Raw genomic sequence first — 25,833 nt, forward strand, 5'->3', positions numbered from 1 at the left:
GAAAAATCCTGTTACAGAACAGAATACCACGGTATAACATTAATAAATACTGGAAAACAAACATCCTGAGTGTTTGTGAAGATTTAAAAAATTAAACTAAAGGAGGGCCCCGTAAATTGGTTCTTTTTAATTCGGTATAAAGGCGTTGCAAAACCGGGTCGGTTTGTGCGAATAATTTTGCCGAAAGAAAGATTTTATACAGGTGATGGGTTTGAACATAGTTTTTTTCAAAACCGGCATTACAAATTAAGCAGTTATCAGCATGTGCCTGAACGTGACTTAAGTGTTTGCAATTAATTTCTTTTGCTGCAGCCGGAACAGGTTCATGGTGATGAATCAGGTTCCAGGGTGTTAATGCAATAGCAAAAACAACCAGCATAATAGCTGATAAATATTTTTTAATATGTTGTTTCTGCTTTTTCAATAAGCCAAAAGTAGTAAATAGTATCCAAATATATATCTTTGGAGCGTAACATTGCTTTTATAGTAAATATGACTACCTCTCTAACCAACGGTTTAAATTTAAACCAAAAACAAACACCAACAGGCTCAGCATTAAATTGCAAAGGCTGGATTCAGGAAGCCGCATTACGTATGTTGTTAAACAATTTAGATCCGGATGTGGCCGAAAGACCAGAGGATTTAATTGTTTATGGAGGTCGTGGTAAAGCCGCCCGAAATAAGGAATCATTAAGCTTAATTATAAAAGCACTTAAAGAATTAGAAGATAATGAAACGCTTCTGGTTCAATCGGGTAAACCGGTGGCGATATTGCCTACACATAAAGATGCACCACGGGTTTTAATTTCAAATTCGCAGCTGGTTCCAAAATGGGCTACTCAAAAGCACTTTGATGAACTGGAAGATAAGGGGCTGATGATGTATGGCCAGATGACTGCCGGCTCGTGGATTTATATTGGTTCGCAGGGTATTGTGCAGGGAACTTACGAAACCTATGCGGCCCTGGCTAAAAAACACTTTAATGGCAGTTTAAAAGGCAAACTTAATGTTACTGCCGGTTTAGGTGGTATGGGAGGTGCACAGCCATTAGCCATAACCATGAATGAAGGTGTGTGTTTGGCGGCTGATGTAGAAGAATGGCGCATTCGTAAGCGACTGGAAACCCGTTATATTGATGAAATTATTTTTGATCTGGATGAAGCCATTGATAAAGCTTTAGCTTATAAAAAAGACGAAAAGGCAATATCTATCGGTGTGGTTTGTAATGCTGTAGAATTGCTGCAAAGATTGATTGACCGTGGCATAACGCCTGATACCTTAACGGATCAAACGTCTGCACACGATCCTTTAATCGGATATTTCCCTGAAGGATTAAGTGTTGATGAAGCTGCGGTTTTACGTAAAGACAACCCGGAAGAATATGTGAAAAAATCTTATGCAACAATGGCCAGGCATGTAAGGCAAATGCTCGAATTGCAAAAAAGCGGTGCAATAACTTTCGATTATGGAAATAATCTGCGTGGAAGAGCTTTAGAAGTTGGTGTAGAAAATGCCTTTGATTTCCCTGGCTTTGTACCTGCTTATATCCGTCCGTTATTTTGTGAGGGAAAAGGACCATTCAGATGGGCTGCTTTAAGTGGCGATCCGCAGGATATATATGAAACAGATAAATTGATTTTGGAACTTTTTCCTGAAAATGAAAGTTTGCACCGCTGGATAAAAATGGCACAGGAGCGTATTGCTTTTCAGGGTTTGCCAGCCAGAATTTGCTGGTTAGGACAGGGTGAAAGAGAGAAGGCTGGTTTAGCTTTTAATAAACTGGTTGCAGAAGGTAAAGTAAAAGCACCAATTGTAATCGGTCGTGACCATTTGGATACAGGCTCTGTAGCTTCTCCAAATCGCGAAACGGAAGCCATGCTGGATGGATCTGATGCGGTAGCAGACTGGCCGGTTTTAAATGCACTGATTAATACCGCCGGAGGAGCCAGTTGGGTTTCCTTACACCATGGTGGTGGTGTTGGAATAGGATATTCTATTCATGCAGGTATGGTAATTGTTGCTGATGGAACAGATGAAGCAGCAGTTCGTTTAAAAAGAGTTTTGCATAATGATCCTGCAATGGGCGTAATCCGTCATGCTGATGCAGGATACGATATCGCAAAAGATACCGCCCGTAAGTTTAGATTAGGGTTATAATTAGTGAAAAAATGAAATTTATAAAAAAGAACATCTTTAACACCTTAATTATTGTTTTACTGCTGGTGATTATTTTTGTGCCCGATGCAAAGGCACTATTAATTCAGGGCTTAATGAAAGTGGGTTTTTATTCGCCAAAAATTGAAGAAACCAAAAAAAGCGCTGGCAATTTAAACGGAATCCGGTTTAAAAATACAAAAGGCGAAGTGGTAGATTTAGGCGATTTAAAGGGTAAAGTTATCTTTTTAAATTTTTGGGCAACCTGGTGTCCGCCATGCAGGGCCGAAATGCCATCAATTAATAAACTGTATAGCCAGTTTAAAGACGATAAAAATGTTGTTTTCCTTTTTGCAGATGCTGATGGGGATTTGGCGAAATCATCGAAATTTATGCTTGATCGCAAATATGAATTGCCGGTTTATAAAATAGAAAGTGATATTCCGAAACAGATATTTGAGAGTTCTTTACCAACTACGGTAATCTTTGATAAGCAAGGTCGCTTATCTTTCCGCCATGAAGGAGTAGCGGATTATTCCAATAAAAAGTTTGTCGATTTTTTAAATAAACTTAAAGGCATGTAACTTTCTGTGTTTCCTATCCAGCTTCAAATGAAGACAGATAAAACAATCTGACGTAAGCCGCTCGAGATCAGGCGTCAAAAACTGATCAGTAAAACTGCTAAACCCATGGCTTTTTACTACTTTTGCCGCCATGATTTCATTTTTCGAGGCTTCGCTTAAACAACTTTCTATCCACCATACCGGTAATAAAATACTGGACGAATATTATCGTCTTTCTGATAAACCACTAAATATTAGCGATGAGGTTTTAGGTAATTTGTTGATGCAGTATTTCTTGAAACCTTTTGAAAAGGTAAATGAAGTCTATCGTTTTTGTCATCCTAATGATAATCTGCAACTGAACGAAGTTTATCATTTTGTACATGAAATTTTTGAGAATAACGAACTCTTTCACGAAAATTCGCAGCAACTGGCTAAACATTTACATGATGTTGCCAATCATCCAAAAATTAAGTCCGGAGAGTTTTACGTTGCATTTTTTAACAATGTGCAAATTGAAGGAGAGCAGCTGGAGGTGGTTGGTGTTTTTAAATCGGAAACCAAAGACACTTATTTGAAGGTTTACCCTGAGGATGATGGTTTCGGAATGAGCTTTGAACAGGAAGCCATTAGTATAAATAAACTGGATAAAGGTTGTTTGATTTTTAATACCGATCAGAAAGAAGGATATAAAGTTGTGGTTTTAGATCAAACCAACCGCAGTACGGAAAGCGCAGTTTACTGGAAAGATGAATTTTTGAAATTGAAGATCCGTAACGATAGCTATAATCAAACTAACAATGTACTTGGGGTGTATAAAAACTTTGTCACTCAAAAATTAGATGATGATTATGAGATCAGTAAGGCAGATAAAATTGATTTGTTGAATCGTTCCATGAAATATTTTAAGGAAAAAGAAACCTTTGATATTGAGGAATTTGGGAACGAAGTGATTGGCAGTGCAGAAGGAATAGAATCTTTTAAAAACTATAAGAAAAATTACGAAGAAGAATACGAAAGCCCAATTGCCGATCATTTTGAAATCGCTGAATCTGCGGTTAAAAAGCAGGCCCGGGCCTATAAAAGTGTGTTAAAACTGGATAAGAACTTTCACATTTATATCCATGGCAATAAAGAGCTGATTGAAAAGGGATACGATGATGATAAGCTGATGAATTATTACAAAGTTTTTTTTAGAGAAGAAGAATAGATTAGTCCTCAGTCCGTCACCCTGAATTTATTTCAGGGTCTTTATATCAAAAAGATGCTGAAAAAATTCAGCATGATGTTAAGCTTAGGTTTTGTGTTTATAATACAGGATTTTAAAAGAAATAATAATTGGACTCAGGTATTAAACACTAAGCACTGCTGACTTAAGACTCGGGATTAAATTCTCTGCTGCGCTTTTAGTGCCAGGTATTGATTCACTACATTTACGGTTAAGTTTTGTGGCGAGGTTAAAAGACCCAGAATGCCATGTTTGGCCAACTCTTTTACCATGAGTTTCTTTTCGTAGGCAAATTTTTCTGCCACGGTTTTAATGTAAATACCCTCAACATCCTTAGCAGGTTCTTCACTAAGCGATTTTAAACTTGTATTCTCAAAAAATACCACCAAAAGTAAATGGAATCTGGCTATTCTTTTTAAATGAGGCATTTGTCTTTCCAATGAAGACATACTTTCAAAATTGGTGAAGAAAATAACCAGGCTGCGCTGTTTTAAAGTTGCCCGAACACTGATGTACAAGGCTTCCATATCGGTTTCCAGGTAACGGGTTTTTTCCTTGTAAAGCACTTCCATTATTTTGTTAAGCTGGGTCGGTTTCCGGTCAGCAGGTACAACGCTTCCGGTTTTTTCAGCAATGGTAATTAAACCCGCTTTATCTTCTTTGACCAAAGCCACACTACTCAAAATCAGGCTGGCATTAATGGCGTAATCTAAGAGACTTAAACCATCAAAAGGCATTTTCATGGCTCTGGATTTATCAATTACGCAGTAAATATGCTGTGCCTTCTCGTCCGTGTACGAATTAACCATCAACTCGCCTTTACGTGCTGTTGCTTTCCAGTTAACAGTTCTGTAATCATCTCCGGCTACATAATTTTTAACCTGATCAAACTCCATGCTGTGACCAATCCTTCTCATTTTCTTAATTCCAATATCGGTTAGGCGATTAGAAATTGCCATGAGCTCGTACTGTCTGAGCTTTAAAAAGGACGGATACACCGGAACGGTTTTATTGGTTCCAATGTTAAATCTGCGGCTCAATAAACCTAAGGGCGACTGAACATAAAGCCTGGTTTGCCCGAAATCATATTCTCCACGCTTGGTAGGGCGAAGCAAATAGGTTATGGTTTTCTGCTCTCTTGAAGACAATGAAGTACTAAACCACAAATCGCGTTTTTGAAACTGAAAAGGAATTTCATCAATAATCCCAACTTTAATCTGAAAAGGATAAAAATTTTCAAGGTATATTTTCAACTCATTATCATCGCCATTACTCAAACGATCGGGTGTATCCCTTCTAAGGAAAACAGTTTTATTTTTTCTGTACAGTAAAATGAAATCCAGGATAATCAATACCATTAAAGCGCCGAATAGAAAATAAGGCAAATCACCTAAAAAGGAAATGAAAAAAGAAAATACAAACAGGCATACACAAACGCCAAGGGCGATGAATAATCTGTTAGTCAGAAAAAGATCTGTATAATATTTTCTTAAAATTTTTTTCATGTTTAGCTATCTGGGCACCTCTATTTTTTTGATGATTTGAGCAATGATGTCTGCAGGAGTTAAGCCTTCCATTTCTTTTTCCGGACTTAACATAACGCGGTGTGCCAATACAGGTGTTGCCACTTTAATAATATCTTCAGGGGTTACAAAATCACGGCCGGCCATTGCTGCAATGGCTTTAGCACTGTTAATCATTGCGAGTGATGCCCTTGGAGATGCACCAAGATATAACGATTTATTGTTGCGTGTTTCGTGGGTAATCTGTGCTGCGTAAGCCAACAATTTAGGCTCAACAAATAAAGCTTTTATTGTTGCTCTTAACGATTTTACCTGCTCAACAGATAAAACTGCTTTAATCTCCTTTAGTTGCTCATCTGTTTTATGTTGGTGCTGATTAGTCAAAATCTCAATTTCTTCCTCTAATGAAGGATATTTAACTTCGATTTTGAAAAGAAAACGATCCAGCTGTGCTTCAGGCAAACGGTAAGTTCCCTCCTGTTCTATGGGATTTTGCGTTGCCAAAACCATAAAAGGTTCTTCTAAAAGATAAGTATGCCCGTCAACGGTAATCTGACGTTCTTCCATCGCCTCAAATAAGGCCGATTGTGTTTTTGCCGGAGCCCGGTTAATTTCATCAACTAAAATAATGTTGCCAAAAATTGGGCCCTGCCTGAATTGAAATTCAGCAGTTTTAGGACTAAATACTGCGGTTCCTAATACATCCGAAGGCATTAAATCGGGCGTAAACTGGATACGCGAAAATGTTGCAGAAATACATTTAGCAACCAGTTTGGCACTTAATGTTTTGGCTACTCCCGGTACACCTTCCAATAAAAGATGCCCGTCGGCCAGTAAACCCGCAACTAAAAGATCGATTGTGTCTTTTTGTCCAACTATGATTTTGCCCAGCGTTTCTTTAATTTGTTGCACAGCTGTGTTTAACTGGCTCAAATCCGTACGTTGGTTAAACATTTCCTGTTCCATATTTATTGGTCTTGTTTATAAAATTGTTCAATTACTTTGTTCAGGTTAATTAAATGCTGATCGCTAACCATTTGCCCTTTTTTTAAATGATAAATTTCTATCAAAAGGTTTTCTATGGTCTGCGGATCGGCATCAGATACATTGGTCAGTTTTTCTTTAAATTCCTGATCTAGATCTAATGTTCTTAATTTGTATTTGTTTCTGATGTATTCAAATAAAAACTTTACTTTTTTCTCTGCAATATCCCGGTTATCCCGTTGCTGATAGTAAACCCGGCCAACCACTTTTACAAATTCTACCGAAGTGTTGCTCGGTCTTGTAATGACCGGGATTATTCTTTGCCGTCTTTTGATTTCGAAGAAAATAAAGGCAAGTAATCCAAACAGGGCAATATAATAAGCCCATTTTAACGGTGGATTATTAAATATTACCCTTAACGGAGAAGTATCTTCCGAATCCGGACGAGTGAAATGTTCATCCCAAATAATGGTTTGGGCTTTGGGCAAATAGGATAATGCTTTAGACGCATAATCCAGTCCATCTGGTTTTAACAGATTATAATTGGTTAACAGCTGCGGGTTAGGCATGATAAATAAAGAGCCCTTGCCAAATTTATATTGAATAAAATTGGCTTCGTTATCCTCTTTTTTACCTAAAACAATTGCTTTTACAGAATCTATTTTCTCAAAGTATTGTTGGCTGACTCCTTTGTCAAAATAATAATTTCCATTTTTATGCAGTGCAGGATTGGTAAAGTTAATACCAGATTTCTCTTGCTTGTTAGCCATATTAAAGTCTGAAGAAATATCCAGCTTTAAAGTGTCAGGTAAAACCCCGCTTATTTGAAAGGCAGAAATGAAAATATTATTTCCGCTTTCCATGTACCTGATCATTTCCCGGTAATCAAGTTTATCTATTTTAAGTTTAGAGGCAATAATTAAATAATTGGAAGTACCCGCCAGTTTTTCTTTTAGAGTATTGTAAACCGGTTTTTGTGTTTTTTTAATTTCGGCATTTGGAAAAATATCATTGATCCGCTGGCGCAGAATATAAGTGCCAAAAGGAATTTTATCTTCTGATAAATAGGTTGGTGCCCAATTGGTTGGTTTAGGTTTAAAATATTGAGCAAGCAGGTACAATACCAAAAGCACAGTACTAATTATCAAATATTTTTTCAATCCACTCATGATTTTTTCAGATTGAATTGATGAAAAGATTGATGAATCGGCTCAAAACTTTGTTTATCTATAGAAAAATCTCCATACCAGATGTATTCAAACTGGTAGGTTAATCTGGAGAATTCTGCCCGGTCGTTTTCGTTTTTAATTTCCTGAATGTAAGCCTGATTTGTTTTTTCAGGTAACCAGGTAATCACTTCGTGATCGCTTAACCTTTTTAAGGTTTTTAAATACAAAAGCCTAACAGCTAAACGGTAATTGCCATTTTGAAGTGCTTTTTCAATTTGTTCATCAAAATTTATTTCATGGATATTTTCCAGACTCTCTTCAAATGGAACTTCCAGCTGTTTTGATTTTCCGGTAAGCAATTTAAAGTCTATTCCAATCAGCTTTATTACGATAAATACAACAATACCTATGCCGAGCGCTATCAAAATATATTTTAGTAGCCCGCCTCCAATTGATGAACCAAAAACTTTAAGCAGCATGTTTCCGATCCAGTTCCAAAAACGTTGCCACCAGCTTATTGTTTCAGGTGGTACATCGTCATAAATAAAATCTTTTTGTTTGCTATAAGTTTTTACCGCCTGGGAATCAATTTTACGGACTTCTACTTTACTGCTGTCTGTTTTTAAAACAATGCTTTTTTTAGGCAAAACCGGTTTTTGCTCAGGTTTTGCCCGGGCCGTAGTAAGGCTGAAGAAAAGAATTAAAATGAGCAGTAAACGCATACTAATATTCTTCCGGGGTTATATTCGTTTGATCTGCTGCTTTTCCCAAGCTATCGATTCTGTCCATTAAGCCGCTGCTCTCTTTACGTTCTACCAGATTAAAGTAAATTAACGTAGCGCCAATAATTGGTATAACCATAAATATTTGTGCAATGTACTGGCAAATTGAACTTATAATTGCATAGGCAGCGGTAATGGGTTTTCCTGCATGCGTAAATGTGTTTATCATCATTAATATAATTCCCGGTAATTGAGCAAATGTTGTACAAGCGTAGGTAATGATCCAAATTACTAGTAAAACTGCTGCAGTAACCCACCATTCTTCTTTCAATAATTTAAAAGTACGGTTAAAAGAATAGCCTAATGCGCCGTTTTCGATAATCATAACCGGATAAAATAAGGTTATCGCCGGAAAAACATAGATGCCGGGTATAATGCAACAAACAAAGCAAATGATAAAGAATAGAGACATGACAATGGTATTGCCTAACATTCTAAAAAAATAGAACTTAAAATAACTCCATACTTCTTCTACGTTTGGTGCCGTGTTACCCTTTTGCACATACAACGCAACATAACTTAAAACAGTTAAATGAATAGAGATATAGCTAAGCAGCATAAAGGCATACATTAATAAATAATGAAAGGCAAACTTTGAAATTACCGAAGCAAAATAACCATTCCGGTAGGCTGGGCTAATACTTACCTGATCGGATGCGCTTATAAGTTTAAACTGAGCCATCATGGTTGTTAATACACCGCCAATGAGAAAAATACCACATAAATAAAGGAAAGCCTTGCCAAGCGGTTTAAAATTTTGCCTTATAAACAGAAAGGTATCTCCGATAATTTCTCCGAATTCACGTATTTTTCTAAATTCTACTTTTCCTGCCATTGTAATTCTTGTTGAGTACGTTTAAATAGTTTTATGGGGTAAATAATTACATAACCCACCATAAAAGTCAGTGAGCCTGTTAAAATGCTTATACTTAGCCAAATGGGCATTTCTGTATGTCTGGTAACAAAACTTTCAAAAAAGGCAGCCAGCAAAATAATAGGAATAATGCCTAATGCAATCTTTGAAGCATCTTTTGCACTGTTTTTTAAAGCCGTTAAGCGTGTATGTGTTTTTGGGAATAATAATCCGCTTCCTAAAATCAAGCCTGCACCACCCGCGATAACAGCAGCCAGGATTTCTAAGGTACCATGAATCCAGATCACTAAAATGGATTGCACACCCAAACCTTTGCTAAAGAAAAAATACTCAAATGCGCCAATCATGATCCCTGTTCGAAGCAGAAAAAATACCGGACCAATGGAAAAAAATGCACCACTGGCAAACATTAATAACATTACCCAAACATTATTTGAGGCAATTTGTAAAAACATCTGAAATTCGCCCTGTTGTTTATACACACCGAAGGGATCGCCTTTGGCAATGTTTTCGTTGGTCATATTAACATAACTATCGCCAAAAAACATGCGCAGAAAAGAATCGTCATATTTAGCAGAAAGTACCCCAATAGCACAGGAAATGGTAAAGAAAATAAAGGAATATAATAGCTGTTTTCTGTACTGATAGAATAACAAAGGCAGTTCATATTTCCAGAAACGGGCAAAACGACCTTTTTCTTCCTTTTTATTTTTATAAATGGCCTGGTGCAAAACCGAAGCAATGCCATTTAAATAATCCGTAGTTTTTGATTTTGGATAAAATGTTTTGGCGTAAGCTAAATCATTTGTGATATCGATAAAACGATGTGCCAGTTCATCCGGATTGTCTGTTCGCATTTGCTCATAGCCTTTCCATTTTTCAGAATTTTGCTTCACAAACAGCGCCTCTCTCATAAAGAATTTTCCGGTTTTAAATTTTGGTTAAAATAAAACAAAAATCTTATTAGTCAATAGAATATATAAGGATATTACTTTGAAGGCTTTTATTTCTGCTGTAAAAGTGATCCAAATAAAATTGTCGGGATTTAGTATGTCTTAAAAACAATTTTTTCTAAGTTTGAATAGATATGGAAACAATTAAAGTCAGTACAAGCCAGCACATCGATATAGATTATGCCGTAGCTGGTTTAGGAGAACGTGTTGCAGCGAGATTAATAGATTTGGCGATGTTTGGTATTGTCTTTTTTGTTTTTCTGTTCCTGTTTTCCATATTGGGGGTTTTAGATCAGGGCGGAATTCTTCCGATGGTTCTTTTAATTATTTACGGTGCAGGCTTTGTTTTTTATGATTTATTGGCCGAAATTTTTATGAACGGGCAAAGTGTGGGCAAGAGGCTGCTTAAAATTAAAGTAATTAGTCTCGATGGTGCACAGGCAAGTTTAGGACAGTATTTTATGCGCTGGGTATTCAGAATTGTTGATTTTGCTTTAACCGCCCAGTTGGGAGGCTTGGTTTGCGTAGCCGTAACCGAAAATAAACAACGTTTTGGAGACCTTGTTGCCGGAACCACTTTGATTAAAACAGAACCTGCAACTACATTTCAGCAAATTGCTTTTCATCCGGTTGTTGAAGAGTATACCCCTGTTTTTGATAGTGTGCATTTAATGACCGACCGGGATATTGAACTGATCCATGAAGTTTTGACTACTTATTATAAAACAGGCAATCATACTTTAATTTATCAGATGGCAACCCGGGTTTCTAATCACCTGAGCGTTACCTTACCAACCGGTATGCACGAATTGAGTTTTCTGGAAACCGTTATGAAAGATTATAACTACATAACGGCGAATGTAGATTAAGTTTCAATAGCTCCCGGCATTTCAAACACCGGGAGACTTAATGATATAGTTGAGAAATTTTTAAACTACCCCTGCGCCTAAAATTAATCTTATACCACCAAATACGATAGCAATTGCACATAAAACAATACCTGTTACTGCTGTACCTGTAGGCATGTTTATCTTTTTCTCCTGATTGTATCCAACTATACTTAGGATTAATCCAACTACTGCAAATGGAATATTTAACCAGTTAAATGCCCCAAAGCAAGGTATAAAGCCTAAAAGCATACCCAGTATTGATAAAATTCCAAATATTAATCCTGCTGTTTTCATAATTTACTGTTTTTTGTTTGAACGTGATTTATTAATTTAAATGTTGAATAAGCTAAAAATACGAGGCCATTAGTCAGCATGGCGGCAAATAAAAACAGGCTACCGCGATTTAAGATGAATGCCTGTTTAAAGTTTAAAGTGCTGATTTGTATAAAAGCGCTGGTCATTCCGCAAAAACTGCATGTTTCATGGTTTAATTTTGAAGTACAGGTTGGGATCAGGCTGAAATAATCAGGGTTTACAAATTTGCTGGCTAAAAGAATGGCGATAGTTAGGATGGAAATAATAATCCAGACAGTTTTAAACGCGAAGGTTATTTCGGGATTATTTAATTTCATTCATAGAATTTCTAAGATGGATCGGTATTTTAACCATCTTAAACGGAGCGTTTATAATTTTTTTTATAGAAACAGATTATGCCTGCTTCTTTCGGCAATTATATCAATTTAAATTGTATTAAATATTATTTATTTTCTACTTCGGGTATTATTGTTTTAAAGCAGCTACTACTTTTGGCAATAAAGCAGCCGCCCATGCGCTATACATTTTGCCACTTGGGTGTAATCCATCCGTTGCAACTAAAGAGAGATCTGTTGCCGCATTTCTGGATGCAGGGGTAATATCTGTATAACTTACTCCAGCGGCAAGGGTGATTTGCTGGTTTACGGCATTAAACTGATCTATTTCCTGAGCGATCGTTTGTGCACTTCGTGGGCCATCTTTGGCAAAAGGAGTAGCACCCCAATCTGGAATGGACACCACAAAAACCTTATTTTTATCTCCGTTGGCAAACGTAATTGCTTTTTGCAGCAGTTCCGAAAATTCTTTTTTATAAGTTTCGACTGGATAACTCCGGTATTGATTATTAACTCCAATCAACAGGGTAACGAAGTCATATTTTCCGGTTAAATTGGCCTGTTTAATTGCATTTTGCAGTTCATCTGTTGTCCAGCCCGTTGTTGCAATAATTTCAGGGTTTGCCACATTAAATTTTTCTGCACTTAACAGATTTTGTAACTGATAAGGGAAAGATTCTTCCTGTTTTACCTGTTCGCCAATGGTATAAGAATCACCAAGAGCAAGGTAAGTATAGCTTTTGCTGTCTGAAAGCATTTCAGGAGATTGATAGGCCGGCATATTAATTTGTTTTGTACAAGCCGAAGTTAATAAAGAAAATAAAATGGAGCAGAATAAAACTTTCATAGAATTAACTACGAAAAATTTGTCTGAAGCGATTTTAATTAAATCAATTTCATTCCAAATAAACTGGCAATGTGGTTTTTAAGTTTTCCTTTAACCTCTTCCATATCCAATTTTCTTCCTAGTTCCTGTTCTAAAGAAGTTACAGCTTTATCGTCAATGCCGCAGGGAACAATATTTTTAAAATAATTTAAATCTGCATTAACATTAAAGGCAAAGCCATGCATGGTTACCCAACGACTGCAACGAACACCCATTGCACAAATTTTTCTGGCTTTTTCATTGTCTGCATCCAGCCAAACGCCTGTATAACCTGGATAACGGCCAGATTCTATTCCGTAATCTTTTAAAGTTAAAATAACGGCTTCTTCCAGTGTGCGGAGATATAAATGAATATCGGTAAAGAAATTATCCAGATCTAAAATCGGATAACCTACAATTTGGCCTGGCCCGTGGTAGGTAATGTCTCCGCCACGGTTAATTTTATAATAAGTAGCGTGTTTTTCTTTTAAGCCTGCTTCATCAAGCAACAAGTTTTCCGGATGACCACTTTTTCCAAGCGTATACACATGTGGATGTTCGCAAAAAATAAGATGATTTGGAGTAGGCAAATGTGTGCCGTTTACCCGGTTTTCAGTTTTAACAGCAACCGTTTTATTAAGCAAATCTTCCTGCTGATCCCAGGCCTGCTGATAATCTATCAGACCCCAGTCTACAAAGTTAACCGTTGTGTTTTTAACCGCTTCTGTACTGATATCACTCATCTTATTGTATTATTTGCGAATTTTTGAATTAGGCGCCCACATAACCAAGCATGTAACCATCTTTAGTTTTAAAGTAGTTTACCGTTAACGATCTGGTGCCCTCCGGTAATTCCACTACGGCACTTAAACTACCTTCACTTTTTAGTTTAAAAGGCTTAATGTGTATGTGTTGCTTAAACTCCAAACCTTTTTTTCCGTACCATTTGTAAATAGCCTCTTTGGCACACCAGCAAACATACAGGCCATCTGTGTTGTCGCCAATTTGTTTTTGAGCAAGTTCTATATCACTCAAAAATTTATGTTTAATGCTTTTTATTTTATGTTTAATAAGTTCAATATCAACACCTACCGGATGGTTTTTGCTGATCATGACCGCAGCATAATCGTAGGAATGGCTTAAAGAAATCGAGTAATCAAAGTTAACCAGGTAAGGTTTTCCGTGTTCATCAAACTGACAATCAATATATTCGGCGGTATTGAGCATTGTTCTGAGTAAAAGCCTTGTGCTTAACCAGTGCAAAAGCCTTTTTCCATTATTGAACGTAGAAATAACATCAAGCTCGTGTTGTTTAAGCTGTAATCCGGCAAACAATTCGGACTCCGTTTCTTCGATTTTCCAAATGGCCAGAACCGAATGCTCATCAATATTTTTATTATAAACTATGGGCATTTATAAAATTGGGATTAACATGCAAAACTATCTTAAATAAATGATAATTTAGGCCAAAAATAAGCATAAAAATGATATTATCAGATAAAAGGATACTGGAAGAAATTGATAAGGGTACAATTATAATAGAACCTTTTGATCGGGAGTGTTTGGGCACTAATTCTTATGATGTACACCTGGGTAAATATTTGGCCACTTATAAAAACAGGGTACTTGATGCAAAGCAACACAATGAAATAGAGCATTTTGAAATCCCTAAAGATGGTTATGTTCTTAATCCTGGAACCTTGTATCTCGGCGTAACTTTAGAATATACCGAAACACATGGCCATGTTCCTTTTTTAGAAGGCAAAAGCAGCACCGGCCGTTTAGGAATTGATATACATGCAACGGCTGGAAAAGGCGATGTTGGCTTTTGTAATACCTGGACGTTGGAAATTTCTGTTGCGCAACCTGTAAAAATTTATGCAGGCATGCCTATTGGCCAGTTAATTTACTTTGTTGTTGAAGGCAGTATTGAAACGATGTACAACTCTAAAGGTAATGCCAAGTATAATAATAAAACAACCCGACCAGTTGAAAGTATGATGTGGAAGAACAGTTTCTAACTGTTAAATTCATTTTAACTTCATCAATATATGCCTCATGTTTTGTACCTTGAGGCATATTTTATTTGTACCCAACCACAATGAAACTCAAAATTACTCTCGCAATCAGTTTTCTTTTCGTTGCCATCAGTTTTATGGCCTTTAAAATGGAAGATCCATTTACAGAGCTTCTAAAAAAACTAGACGAATACACGAACAAATATCCTCAGGAAAAAGTTCATTTGCATATGGATAAGCCCTATTATGCCATTGGGGATGATATTTGGTTTAAAGCCTATGTTGTAAATACCAAAACGCAGGCACCTTCTCTCATCAGTAAGGTTTTATATGTTGAATTAATTAATGAAAAAGATTCTGTAAAAAAACAAGTTAAATTACCGCTAATGGGCGGAGTAACCTGGGGCGATTTTAAACTGACCGATTCCTTAGGTGAGGGTAATTACAGGGTTAGAGCCTACACCAGGTATATGCGCAATTTTGGAACCGATTTTTTCTTTGATAAAACGATCAAAGTAGGCAACAGCTGGGCAAATAAAGTATTTACAAACACGCAGTACAGTTTTGTAAAAGAAAACAATACCGATAAAGTTAATGCCACCATTCATTTTGAAGATAAAAATGGAGTGGCTTATAAAGAAAATGAGGTAAACTATGACGTGCAGCTCGATTATCGTTCGGTTGCCAAAGGTAAAACCAAAACAAATTTATCCGGAGATGCCCAGATAAGCTTTGCAAATGCACAAATGGCATCAAATAAAACGGGTAAAATTGTAGCTACAATTACGCTTGATAATAAGCAAAAGGTTGTGAAAACAATTCCGATTACCTCAACATCTAATAGTGTAGATGTACAATTTATGCCCGAAGGCGGAACTTTAATTGAAGACTTGCCTCAAAAAATTGCAATCAAAGCGATTAATTCGGCCGGCCATGGAGAAGATGTTTCCGGTATTATTGTTGATGATTCAGGAAACGAACTAACTACTTTTGAAACCAGCTATTTAGGCATGGGGAATTTTATTTTTAATATGCAACCGGGAAAAACCTATACTGCAAAAATAAAATTTAAGGATGGGTCTACTAAAGACTTCAGACTGCCCCTGGCACAAAAAAGTGGTTACGCTGTAGCCGTTAATAATTTGGATACTGCAAAAGTATCTCTGAAAATTATGGCAAGCAATGACATCGTTAATGGCGAAGAGCTTAAAGTTGTGGCACAACAGGGTGGAAATGTGTACTATGTTTCAAAGGCAAAAATGGATAAACAAGTGTTATTGGCTAATATTCCAAGAAAAAACTTACCAGCCGGAATTATACAGTTTACGCTATTCTCTGCTACTAATCAACCGATAGCAGAACGCTTAATTTTTAATCAGAACAAGCAGGATTTGATTGATGTTGCCTTAAATAATTCAGGAGTATCAACAAATAAAAGGGGGAAATCAACTTTCACTTTTGATGCCTCAAGTGAACAAAAACCAGTTGTGGGCAGCTTTTCGGTATCGGTTACTAATGCCAGTAAAGTTGAACCTGATGAAGATAACGAGACTAATATTTTAACTTCCTTATTGCTTACATCTGATATAGCCGGTTATGTTGAAAAGCCAAATCATTATTTTTTAAATGATGATGTTAAAACACAAAAAGAACTCGATAACTTAATGCTTACCCAGGGTTGGAGAAGATTTAACTGGAAAAACATAATAAACTCCCAAAACCCAAACATTACTTACAAACCGGAGGAATCTTTATCCATCAGCGGAACAGTAATGAAGGGTAATAAACCTGTAGTTGGCGGTAAAGTGATGTTAATGGCCACTAAAGGAACCGTTTTTATTTTGGATACCATAACCAATGCCGAAGGCAAGTTTGTGTTCGATAATTTAACCTTTGGCGATAGTACTAAGTTTGTGGTGCAGGCCAGAACAAAAACCGAACGCAAGTTTGTTGATATTAACCTCGATGTTGTACCGGGCCAAATTGTGACGAAAAATAAAAACGGAGCAGATGTTGAAATAAATGTAAACAATGCTTTAATGAAGTATATTAAAGAAAGCGACAATTACTTTAACGAAATGACCCGTTTAGGTTTACTGGAAAGAACAATTAAGTTGGACGAAGTAACCATTACCGAGAAGAAAAATCCAGTTAAAAATTCTTCAAATTTAAATGGAGCCGGGCACGCCGATTATATTCTGAAAGCAGATGATCTGTCAACCTGCGTTACCTTGTCTCAATGTTTACAAGGACGGTTACCAGGGGTAATATTCAGAGGTACAACACCTTACTTAATGAGAAGTCAAAACCAGCCAATGTCTATAGTTTTAGATGGAATGCAGGTAGAGGCAGATTTTCTGGATAATATTACGCCAACAGATGTAGAAACCATTGAATTACTTAAAAGTATTGGTAATACGGCAATTTATGGTAGTCAGGGCGGTGGCGGTGTATTAGTCATTACCACAAAACGTGGTGGTGGCGATTATAGTTATAACCGTTATGCACCCGGAATATTGAGCTTCAGTCCAAAAGGATTTTCGGTATCACGTGAGTTTTATGCGCCTAAATACGATCAGACTAATAATCCAAATACAGCCGATTACAGAACTACTATTTACTGGAATCCACAGGTTGTGGCCGGTACAGATGGCAAGGCAAAATTCGAGTTTTATAACGCTAACGAACCGGGCAATTATCGTGTGGTTATAGAAGGAATAGATGCTGTTGGACATTTGGCGAGAAAAGTTTACACTTATGATGTTAAATAGGGAAAAAAAGATAAATTTGAAAATAGTATGCATGCATAATTTATACAAAGTATAATTGTCTTGATACCAGATGTTTAAATCCTGATCCTATTTAATTATGAAAACAATAAAAGTAAGTGTAAAAGACCGGTTGGCAACTATAACGCTCGATCGAGGTAAATCCAACGCTTTAAACCGAGAACTGATTACCGAGCTCGATGAAATGTTAAAAAACATTGCAGGCGATGATAATATTGGAGGTGTAATTTTAACCGGAACAGCACCATTTTTCTCCGCCGGACTGGATTTGATAGAACTTTATAATTATAATCAGGAAGAAGCTAAATCTTTTTGGCAACTGTTTTTAAATTTCACGGCCAATATGGTTTCCTTTAAAAAACCAATGGTTGCGGCAATAAGTGGTCACAGTCCTGCTGGTGGTTGCGTAATGGCTTTAGCTTGCGACTATCGGGTAATGGCCGAAGGGCAATACATTATTGGTTTAAATGAAGTTCCCGTTGGAATTATTGTTCCAAACAGTATTTTTCTGCTGTATGCCTTTTGGATTGGTAAGGCCGAAGCAACGAGAAGTTTACTTTCGGGCAGACTTTATACTCCTGAAGAAGCTTTAAAAGTTGGTTTGGTAGATGATGTTGTTAAAAATGAAGGTTTGTTAACTGCAGCAGAACGTAAGATTAAAAAGTTTATGGAGCTGGAAAGCAACACCTGGTCGCAAAGTAAACTAAACATTCGTGCAGAACTGATTGAAGCAGTTAGCGCAGATCAATCTGCAACACTCGAAAAAATGTTGGCACAATGGTGGTCGCCGGCAACACGCCATATTTTAAAAACCATACTCGCTAATTTACAACGGAAATAACTATGCTCCGTTTGCAGCTGTTTCAATAAATCAATTGAAACAGTTATCAATTTAATACATCATTAACCGATTAACCAGATATTATTATGTTCAGCTATAATTCACCAATGCTCAGAGAAGACGCCCTAAAAGGAAAAACCATTGTAATTACCGGAGGTGGTACAGGTTTAGGGAAGGCAATGGGGATCTATTTTTTAAAATTAGGCGCCAATTTGGTCATCACCAGCCGTAAACAGGATGTATTGCAAAAAGCTGCTGATGAAATGGAGGAGAAAACCGGGGGTCAGGTTTTAGCGGTGGCCTGCGATGTTCGGGAAACCGAACAAATAGAAAATGTACTGGCTAAAACTTTAGAAAGATTTGGTTCAGTTGACGTTTTGTTAAACAATGCAGCTGGCAACTTTATTTCGCCGACTGAACGTTTATCGGCTAATGCTTTTTCTTCTATCATTGATATTGTGTTAAAAGGTACGGTAAATTGTACGCTGGCCTTTGGTAAACACTGGATTAAAGAAAAACAGGCCGCTACAGTTTTAAATATCATTACAACCTATGCTTTCACCGGTTCAGCTTATGTGGTGCCCTCTGCTTGTGCTAAAGGTGGTGTTTTGGCTTTAACAAGGTCTTTGGCAGTGGAGTGGGGTAAATATGGAATCAGAACCAATGCCATTGCACCCGGACCATTTCCTACAAAAGGTGCATGGGAAAGGTTACTCCCCGGAGATTTAGCTAAAAAATTCGATTTTAAAAATCGAGTGCCTTTAAAAAGAGTTGGAGATCATCAGGAACTGGCCAATCTAGCTGCTTTTTTAGTCAGTGATTTTTCTGGTTACATTAACGGTGAAGTAATTAGTATCGATGGCGGCGAATGGTTGCAGGGCGCAGGTCAGTTTAACGGGCTTGAAGCCATTCCAAATGAAATGTGGGATATGCTGGAACAAATGACCCGAAGTGCAAAAGGAAGTTAGCGCAAGTGTGAACTGAAAAAAGTAAGCCATTAGCTACATTTTCCATTTCACATATTACATTTTAATTATCTTTGCCGCTATGAACATTTTACTATTAGGATCAGGCGGCAGAGAAAGTGCTTTTGCCTGGAAAATGAGCCAATCTCCGCTTTGCGATAAACTGATTATTGCACCCGGAAATGGCGGTACAAATGCTTATGGTACCAACATTAACATCAGCGTAAACGATTTTGATGCAATTAGAAAAATTGCAATTGCCGAAAAAATTGATCTGGTAGTGGTTGGTCCGGAAGAACCTTTGGTAAATGGCATTCATGATTTTTTTCTTGCAGATTCAACTATTGCACATATCCCGGTTATTGGCCCTAAAAAAGAAGGCGCAATTTTAGAAGGCAGTAAAGATTTCTCCAAACAATTTATGCAGCGTCACGGTATTCCTACTGCGGCATCGCAATCCTTTACCCCCGAAACTTTAGAAGATGGTTTAGCCTACCTGCAAAATCATGCACTGCCGGTTGTGTTAAAAGCAGATGGTTTGGCTGCAGGTAAAGGTGTTTTAATTTGTACTGAAACAATTGAAGCACAGGAAGAACTTAAACTGATGCTTGGTGGTAAATTTGGTGCTGCCGGAGCAAGGGTTGTAATAGAAGAATTTTTAAGTGGAATTGAACTTTCTGTCTTCGTATTAACAGATGGGGAGCATTATATTACCTTACCTGAAGCTAAAGATTATAAAAGAATTGGTCAGGGCGATACCGGCTTAAATACCGGTGGTATGGGTTCTGTATCTCCGGTTCCCTTTGCTTCTGCTGAGTTTTTAAAGAAAATTGAAGACAGAATTATTAAACCAACAGTAGAAGGTTTAAAGAAAGACAATATTGATTATACAGGTTTTATTTTCTTCGGTTTAATTAAAGTTGGAGAAGAGCCTTACGTAATTGAGTATAATGCCAGAATGGGCGATCCGGAAACGGAAAGTGTTGTTCCGCGTATAGAGAATGATTTGGTAGAATTGTTTATAGCAACGGCCAATAAAACTTTAAACCAGGTAAAACTGGTCATCAGTGAACAAACTGCCGCTACTGTAATGATTGTTGCAGGAGGTTATCCGGGTGATTATTTGAAAGGTAAAGCCATCTCGGGGATCGAAAACCTGCGTCATTCAAATGCTTTCCACGCCGGAACACTTTTAGATAACGACGTAGTAAAAACAAATGGTGGGCGTGTAATTGCCATTACCAGTTTACAAAAAGATTTGTTTACTGCATTACAATCTGCCACTGCAGATGCCGGTCGTATTTATTTCGATGGCAAATATTTTAGAGAAGATATCGGTTTCGATTTAGTATAACTAACAGGGTTTGCCTTTTTGAAGGCGATTCAGAGATAAAAAATCCAGCAAAAAGAAAGCCCCGTTAAAATTTTAACGGGGCTTTCTTATCAATAGTAAATTTTATTTCGATTTGTTTCCTAACAATTCTTGAAGTTTATCCTGTAAGGCTTGTTCTCTTAAACCTTTGGCAACAATTTTTCCGGTCGGATCAATTAAGAAGTTAGCCGGAATGGATTGGATGCCGTACATTTTGGCGACTTCATTACCCCATCCGTTTAAGTCGGATACATGTGTCCACGTTAACTTATCAGCTTCAATAGCCTTTAGCCAACCTTCTTTAGTTGTTCTTGTACTAGCTCCATCTAATGATACACCTAATACTGTAAATCCTTTATCTTTAAATTTATTGTAAGCAACTACTACGTTAGGGTTTTCCTGACGGCATGGACCGCACCATGAAGCCCAAAAATCGACAAGTACATATTTACCCTTAAAATCAGAAAGCTTTACGGGCTTACCATCCGGATCATTTTGAGTAAAATCCATTGCCATTACACCAACAGCGGTTTTTTTAGCGGCATCAAAAATTTGCGCAATTTGTTTTCCCGATTTAGAATCTTTTAAAGCAGGTAATAATGCATTAAATGCTTTTTCAGATTCAGTGAGTTGATCAGGATCGCTTATCAACTGACCAATTGCTGATAAACTGATGTATGATTTAGGATTGTTTTTTGCATAAGATAACAAGATCGGTGTTAAAGCAGCAGCGGCCTTATCGTAACGGTTTCCAATATCTTCTCTTACTTTGGGGTCTTTTTTCTGCTCTTCACTAAGTTTAGAAAACTCTGTGTTAATTGCAGCAAGCTGATCGTTTACCGGTTTAGTTAATGCCTTTAATTTTTTGTCTTCATCATTGATTAATGAGCCTGTAATTGTTGCCTTTTTAATAGAATCCGGAGCGGTTAACTTAATCGTTGTTGGCTCAATATATAAAGCAATAAAATCCAGCACTTCGCCTTTAGCAGGGCGGTTAACGTAAGGGTTTTTATTCAGGAATAAACTTCCTCTTGAAGGATCATTTATAGTACCTTTAAAAGCAAAGGCTCCATTAGTCACAGTTGCCGAATCCGTAATATTTTTACCATCGCCAGCGTAAACCAGATAAACTTTATCTCCGGTTTTCAGTCCTTTAATATTTCCATCGATGTTGAATGGCTTTTGAGCCATTGCTGCTAATGGTAATAAAGCCACCGCAGATAATAATAATTTTTTCATTTTTAATAAGTAGTTATGTGGTTCTCTGGTCAAATATAAGATTGTATGGTTTTAAAACGTAAATTAACTTGTAAAATTATGATAACTTTTGATAGGTACGCCACCAAAGATCGGGCATATCGCCATTTACAGCAATTTGATAATCTTCGTAACGGCAGGGTACTAAATGATAGCGTTCGTTTTTAGACTGACCTGAAGGATAAGGAACCTGCATCCACCAGCGATCTGATTTTTTACTTTTTACAAAAGTCATTTCACCCGAACCGTCTTTTAAACTCGTTCTGTAAATAATAAACTGAGATTTTGGTGTAAGCGGAAAATCCTTTTTACGGGCGTAAAATCCATCAACAAAATACCAAACCATTTGAGCCAGTAAAAAGGCGGTTTGGCCATTGTTATCATAAGCCGGATTAAACTCGTAAAAACCAATGGAGGTTAATTTATCGTTCATGCCTGCATAACGGGCAATTCTGCAAGCCTCTTCGCCGTCAAAACCATTCGGAGTGGCGTTGGCATTTGCTGCGGCATCGGCCGAACGGATAGCACCCATATCAAAACTAATCATATTCGCATTTCTGATAATGGGTTCCGTTAAGGTAATATCCTGTGCAAACTCACCGAGGCGATGTACATCAAAATAAAGTTTATCCATTACACTCAGGCTTTCCTGATTAACAAAATAGGTTTGATAACCAATATTGCTAAAATTGAAAAGATAATTGGGTTGATGCAGAAAAATTTTATTCAAATAACAATCAGACCGTGTCGCAATTCCTTCATGGTTGTCATCATCAATATCAAATTGATTGTCGATAATAACCAAATCTACCTTTTGTTCCAGGTTTTCGTAACCCAGGTATTGCGCATAAGTTAAATCCTGTCCACCACCGATAATAATTGGAATAATATTATTTTTAATCAATTCAGAAACGACCATTTTTACCGCAACATAGGTATCAGCAAGTGTGGCGCCATGTTTAATGTTTCCTAAGTCAACAATTTTGCTACTAAATGCACCTTCATTAAGTTTATAAAATTTCTCTCTGAAATAATCGGGGGCTAAAGCACAGCCTTCATTATTAACCGCACTTCTTCCATCCAGCACACCAATAATGGCCATGTCGTAAGTATTTTCCTCTAAATCTGGAAATTTGCCGGTATAAATTTCAGTTTTTAAGCCCAGCTGACTGGTTAAAAAACCTTGTTTAGGGGTAAATTGATCTGGATTAAGGGGCGAAAAGAAATCGGTTAATGACATATATTTAAAACTATCGCCTCAAATATCTATTTTTGAATGCACATATTATATAAAAATAAAATTTCTGCTGATTTCTTTTTTGGCAGGCTTTTATAAATCACTCATTTACAGCTTTCAAATTCAATAAAAAGGCTTAGCCTTAAAATGATGAATAAGATAGGTTTACAGCCCGATAAATAAACATGATACTGGTAACCGGCGGAACGGGATTTTTAGGATCTGAATTAATAAAACAGCTAACAGATAAAGGTTTTGCAGTACGGGCCCTGCGCAGGGAGAAATCCGTTATTCCAGCCCTCATTAAAGATAATCCTTTAATAGAATGGTTTACGGCCGATATAAATGAACCGTCGGCACTGGAAGATGCATTTGTGAGCATTACAAAAGTTTACCATTGTGCAGCCTTTGTTTCTTTTAACCCAAAAGATAAAAAGAAACTTTTCCATGTTAATATAGAAGGAACCTCAAATATTGTAAACCTTTGCACTGAACATCATTGCAGGTTATTACATGTAAGTTCTGTTGCGGCTTTAGGCGAACCCAAACGGGGAAAGCAGATTACGGAAAAAGATTTTTGGGAATACGATGCCAAAGCACATGCCTATGGCCTGTCTAAATATGAAGCCGAAATGGAAGTTTGGCGTGGAATTACTGAAGGACTTCAGGCGATTATCGTAAATCCATCCGTAATTATTGGTAAAAATGCAGGTTTTGAGGGCAGCGGAGCAATCTTCAAACTGGTAAAAGGCGGTTTTCCTTTTTTTACTAACGGAGCCACGGGCCTGGTTGATGTGGAAGATGTAGCCCATGCGATGATTTTACTCATGGAAACTGATGTTGTTGCGGAACGGTACATCATTTCTTCAGAAAATTACCATTATAAAGATTTATTCGATACAATAGCTCAGGGTTTTAATGTAAAAGCACCAACAAAAGAAGCAAAACCCTGGATGCTTGGCATTGCCTGGAGATCGCTGGCCCTTGTATCGGCCATTACAGGAAAAGAACCATCTATAACCAAAGATGCTGCAAAAAGCAGTTTGGTTTTAAGTTATTACGACAATAGTAAAATCATTAAAGAAACAGGGATTAAATTTAAAGTCCTTGCAGATAGTATAAAGGAAATTACACAACATTTAAAAGATGCCTAAGCAGAAAGCATATTACATTATCGATTTTGACAGCACATTTACTCAAGTGGAAGCGCTGGATGAACTGGCCAGAATTTCTCTAAAAAAACATCCGGAAAAAGAACTTATTTTTCAAAAGATTGAAGATTATACCAATCTGGCAATGGAGGGTAAACTTTCTTTTTCTGAAAGTTTGGCACAGCGGGTTAAGCTGCTTGAAGCAAACGAAGATCATTTAAAACAATTAATTAAACACCTGAAGAAAAAAGTTTCAACCTCGTTTTCACGTAATGCAGAGTTTTTTAAAAAACATGCAGACGAAGTACTGATTGTTTCAGGGGGATTTAAAGAGTTTATTACGCCTGTGGTGAGTCAATACCACATTAAAAAAGAAAATATTTATGCCAATACTTTTGTAACCACAGGAGACGGGAAAATTATAGATTACGATCACGCTAACCCTTTAAGCGAAGAAGGTGGAAAGGTGAAATTATTGCAACACTTAAAACTGGAAGGCAAATTGTTTGGTATTGGTGATGGATACTCTGACTTTCAGCTTCGCGAAAGTGGCATGATTAATAAGTTTTTTGCTTTTACAGAAAATATTGCCAGACAAACCATTATCGAAAAGGCAGATCACATTACGCCCAGTTTTGATGAATTTTTATATGTAAACAATTTGCCCAGAGCAATATCTTATCCTAAAAACAGGATTCTTTGCTTAGTCATTGGTGATGTTGACGCTAAAAGTATTGCCCTATTGAAAAATGATGGACTATCAATCAGACATAAAACTTCTTTCGAAGAAAAATATGTTAAAGATGTTGGTGTAATTTTGCTTGGAGATGGAGAAAAGCTAAGTAACAGTCAGTTAAAAAACGCAGTTAAGCTTAAAACGGTTGGTTACCTGGGGAGTGCAAGAAATAAATTCGATTTCGATTTATGTACCAAACAGGGGATTGTTGTGTTTGATGACCCTAAAAATAATCCACGCAATCTGGATTTTATTCCAAAAAGGATGATCGATTTTATGAATACCGGAGCCACGTATTTGAGCAGTAATTTCCCGAATTTGCAATTGCCCAAAATTGATAAATCACACCGTTTAATTCATATTCATAAAAATGTGCCGGGTATTATGGCGCAGATTAATACTGTTTTCGCTAAACATAATATCAATATTGTTGGTCAGTTTTTAATGACGAACCCCGAAATTGGTTATGCCATTACGGACATTAATACCGAGTATGATAAGCAATTATTTAAGTCACTTAAAAAAATTGAACACACTATAAAGTTTAGGGTGCTTTATTAGTATTGGTTTTACCAGAAATTTCTACTTTACCTGTATAAATGATTTGTCATGCCGACGATAGGAAGCATCTCGGGCAATGAATTTCGGACAGGGAATTAAGAAATCCTTCGTGCCTCAGGATGACAAAGTGAGTTAATTTTTTAGAACCATAAATAATATTTAATCCACAGGCTTGAATTAACTAAACCCGGGCGACAGCGTTATCCCGATTCTTCATCGGGATTAAGCAAAGAACGGGACTGAAGAAACCGAAATGTTCAGTAACCTGCTT

24 protein-coding genes are annotated in these 25,833 nt (G+C 37.0%); 11 read left to right on the forward strand and 13 right to left on the reverse strand.

Annotation, left to right across the window (positions count from 1 at the left end; genetic code table 11):
* Positions 1-91 precede the first annotated feature (91 nt).
* On the reverse strand, positions 92-424 hold the full coding sequence (locus O0955_RS05410) for a hypothetical protein (protein WP_269426503.1): 333 nt from the start codon (positions 422-424) through the stop codon (positions 92-94).
* A gap of 68 nt (positions 425-492) precedes the next feature.
* Here O0955_RS05410 and hutU point away from each other — a divergent pair, with 68 nt between their 5' ends.
* The 3 genes from hutU (at position 493) to O0955_RS05425 (ending at position 3,927) form a co-directional block, all read left to right on the forward strand.
* Complete coding sequence (gene hutU, locus O0955_RS05415; protein WP_269426504.1) at positions 493-2,157, forward strand: urocanate hydratase; 1,665 nt, start codon at positions 493-495, stop codon at positions 2,155-2,157.
* 11 nt (positions 2,158-2,168) lie between these two features.
* Positions 2,169-2,738: a TlpA family protein disulfide reductase gene (locus O0955_RS05420; RefSeq protein WP_269426505.1), complete on the forward strand. Its 570-nt coding sequence runs from the start codon at positions 2,169-2,171 to the stop codon at positions 2,736-2,738.
* Positions 2,739-2,868: 130 nt separating this feature from the next.
* The gene (locus O0955_RS05425) at positions 2,869-3,927 is read left to right on the forward strand and encodes a nucleoid-associated protein (protein ID WP_269426506.1); all 1,059 of its coding nucleotides are present in this window, start codon (positions 2,869-2,871) and stop codon (positions 3,925-3,927) included.
* Between the two features lie 176 nt (positions 3,928-4,103).
* Here O0955_RS05425 and O0955_RS05430 read toward each other — a convergent pair whose 3' ends face one another.
* The 6 genes from O0955_RS05430 to O0955_RS05455 are packed head-to-tail and all read right to left on the reverse strand — an operon-like array spanning position 4,104 to position 10,191.
* Positions 4,104-5,450 carry a DUF58 domain-containing protein gene (locus tag O0955_RS05430; protein WP_269426507.1) on the reverse strand — a complete coding sequence of 449 codons (1,347 nt, stop codon included), beginning with the start codon at positions 5,448-5,450 and terminating at the stop codon, positions 4,104-4,106.
* A gap of 6 nt (positions 5,451-5,456) precedes the next feature.
* A complete protein-coding gene (locus O0955_RS05435) occupies positions 5,457-6,434 on the reverse strand; it encodes an AAA family ATPase (protein WP_269426508.1) in 978 nt (325 codons plus the stop codon).
* 2 nt (positions 6,435-6,436) lie between these two features.
* Positions 6,437-7,621, reverse strand: coding sequence for a DUF4350 domain-containing protein (locus O0955_RS05440; RefSeq protein ID WP_269426509.1), 1,185 nt, complete (start codon positions 7,619-7,621; stop codon positions 6,437-6,439).
* A complete protein-coding gene (locus O0955_RS05445) occupies positions 7,618-8,343 on the reverse strand; it encodes a DUF4129 domain-containing protein (RefSeq protein ID WP_269426510.1) in 726 nt (241 codons plus the stop codon). The genes O0955_RS05440 and O0955_RS05445 overlap by 4 nt, the downstream gene beginning before the upstream one ends.
* Position 8,344: 1 nt before the next feature.
* Positions 8,345-9,238 (reverse strand): hypothetical protein, encoded by an 894-nt coding sequence (locus O0955_RS05450; protein ID WP_269426511.1) that lies wholly within the window; start codon positions 9,236-9,238, stop codon positions 8,345-8,347.
* The gene (locus O0955_RS05455; protein WP_269426512.1) at positions 9,223-10,191 is read right to left on the reverse strand and encodes a stage II sporulation protein M; all 969 of its coding nucleotides are present in this window, start codon (positions 10,189-10,191) and stop codon (positions 9,223-9,225) included. The genes O0955_RS05450 and O0955_RS05455 overlap by 16 nt, the downstream gene beginning before the upstream one ends.
* Positions 10,192-10,364: 173 nt before the next feature.
* Between O0955_RS05455 and O0955_RS05460 the strand changes: the two genes are divergently transcribed.
* Positions 10,365-11,099, forward strand: coding sequence for an RDD family protein (locus O0955_RS05460; RefSeq protein ID WP_269426513.1), 735 nt, complete (start codon positions 10,365-10,367; stop codon positions 11,097-11,099).
* 60 nt (positions 11,100-11,159) lie between these two features.
* Here O0955_RS05460 and O0955_RS05465 read toward each other — a convergent pair whose 3' ends face one another.
* From O0955_RS05465 to O0955_RS05480, 4 genes are all read right to left on the reverse strand, one after another.
* Entirely contained in the window at positions 11,160-11,414 is a 255-nt protein-coding gene (locus O0955_RS05465; protein ID WP_269426514.1) for a hypothetical protein, read from the reverse strand.
* A 486-nt stretch (positions 11,415-11,900) separates the two neighbouring features.
* Positions 11,901-12,617 carry an SGNH/GDSL hydrolase family protein gene (locus O0955_RS05470; RefSeq protein WP_269426515.1) on the reverse strand — a complete coding sequence of 239 codons (717 nt, stop codon included), beginning with the start codon at positions 12,615-12,617 and terminating at the stop codon, positions 11,901-11,903.
* 38 nt (positions 12,618-12,655) lie between these two features.
* Positions 12,656-13,378: a lipoyl(octanoyl) transferase LipB gene (gene lipB / locus O0955_RS05475; RefSeq protein WP_269426516.1), complete on the reverse strand. Its 723-nt coding sequence runs from the start codon at positions 13,376-13,378 to the stop codon at positions 12,656-12,658.
* 28 nt (positions 13,379-13,406) lie between these two features.
* The gene (locus O0955_RS05480) at positions 13,407-14,048 is read right to left on the reverse strand and encodes a 4'-phosphopantetheinyl transferase family protein (RefSeq protein WP_269426517.1); all 642 of its coding nucleotides are present in this window, start codon (positions 14,046-14,048) and stop codon (positions 13,407-13,409) included.
* A 71-nt stretch (positions 14,049-14,119) separates the two neighbouring features.
* Here O0955_RS05480 and dcd point away from each other — a divergent pair, with 71 nt between their 5' ends.
* The 5 genes from dcd (at position 14,120) to purD (ending at position 20,602) form a co-directional block, all read left to right on the forward strand.
* Positions 14,120-14,656, forward strand: coding sequence for a dCTP deaminase (dcd, locus tag O0955_RS05485; protein WP_269426518.1), 537 nt, complete (start codon positions 14,120-14,122; stop codon positions 14,654-14,656).
* A gap of 80 nt (positions 14,657-14,736) precedes the next feature.
* Complete coding sequence (locus O0955_RS05490) at positions 14,737-17,424, forward strand: carboxypeptidase-like regulatory domain-containing protein (protein ID WP_269426519.1); 2,688 nt, start codon at positions 14,737-14,739, stop codon at positions 17,422-17,424.
* Between the two features lie 97 nt (positions 17,425-17,521).
* Positions 17,522-18,283 (forward strand): enoyl-CoA hydratase/isomerase family protein, encoded by a 762-nt coding sequence (locus tag O0955_RS05495; protein ID WP_269426520.1) that lies wholly within the window; start codon positions 17,522-17,524, stop codon positions 18,281-18,283.
* Positions 18,284-18,369: 86 nt separating this feature from the next.
* Entirely contained in the window at positions 18,370-19,251 is an 882-nt protein-coding gene (locus O0955_RS05500; protein ID WP_269426521.1) for an SDR family oxidoreductase, read from the forward strand.
* A gap of 79 nt (positions 19,252-19,330) precedes the next feature.
* Positions 19,331-20,602: a phosphoribosylamine--glycine ligase gene (gene purD, locus O0955_RS05505; RefSeq protein WP_269426522.1), complete on the forward strand. Its 1,272-nt coding sequence runs from the start codon at positions 19,331-19,333 to the stop codon at positions 20,600-20,602.
* A 102-nt stretch (positions 20,603-20,704) separates the two neighbouring features.
* Here the strand turns inward: purD and O0955_RS05510 are convergent, their stop codons facing one another.
* Together O0955_RS05510 and O0955_RS05515 are read right to left on the reverse strand one after the other, a co-directional pair.
* A complete protein-coding gene (locus tag O0955_RS05510) occupies positions 20,705-21,859 on the reverse strand; it encodes a TlpA disulfide reductase family protein (RefSeq protein WP_269426523.1) in 1,155 nt (384 codons plus the stop codon).
* A 76-nt stretch (positions 21,860-21,935) separates the two neighbouring features.
* On the reverse strand, positions 21,936-23,117 hold the full coding sequence (locus tag O0955_RS05515) for a formimidoylglutamase (RefSeq protein ID WP_269426524.1): 1,182 nt from the start codon (positions 23,115-23,117) through the stop codon (positions 21,936-21,938).
* Between the two features lie 182 nt (positions 23,118-23,299).
* Here O0955_RS05515 and O0955_RS05520 point away from each other — a divergent pair, with 182 nt between their 5' ends.
* On the forward strand, positions 23,300-24,268 hold the full coding sequence (locus tag O0955_RS05520) for an NAD-dependent epimerase/dehydratase family protein (protein WP_269426525.1): 969 nt from the start codon (positions 23,300-23,302) through the stop codon (positions 24,266-24,268).
* Positions 24,261-25,562, forward strand: a complete 1,302-nt coding sequence (locus O0955_RS05525; protein WP_269426526.1) for an HAD-IB family phosphatase — start codon at positions 24,261-24,263, stop codon at positions 25,560-25,562. Before O0955_RS05520 ends, O0955_RS05525 begins: the two co-directional genes overlap by 8 nt.
* Positions 25,563-25,833 lie beyond the last annotated feature (271 nt).

The sequence above is a fragment of the Pedobacter punctiformis genome (assembly GCF_027213715.1).
GTDB lineage: Bacteria > Bacteroidota > Bacteroidia > Sphingobacteriales > Sphingobacteriaceae > Pedobacter > Pedobacter punctiformis.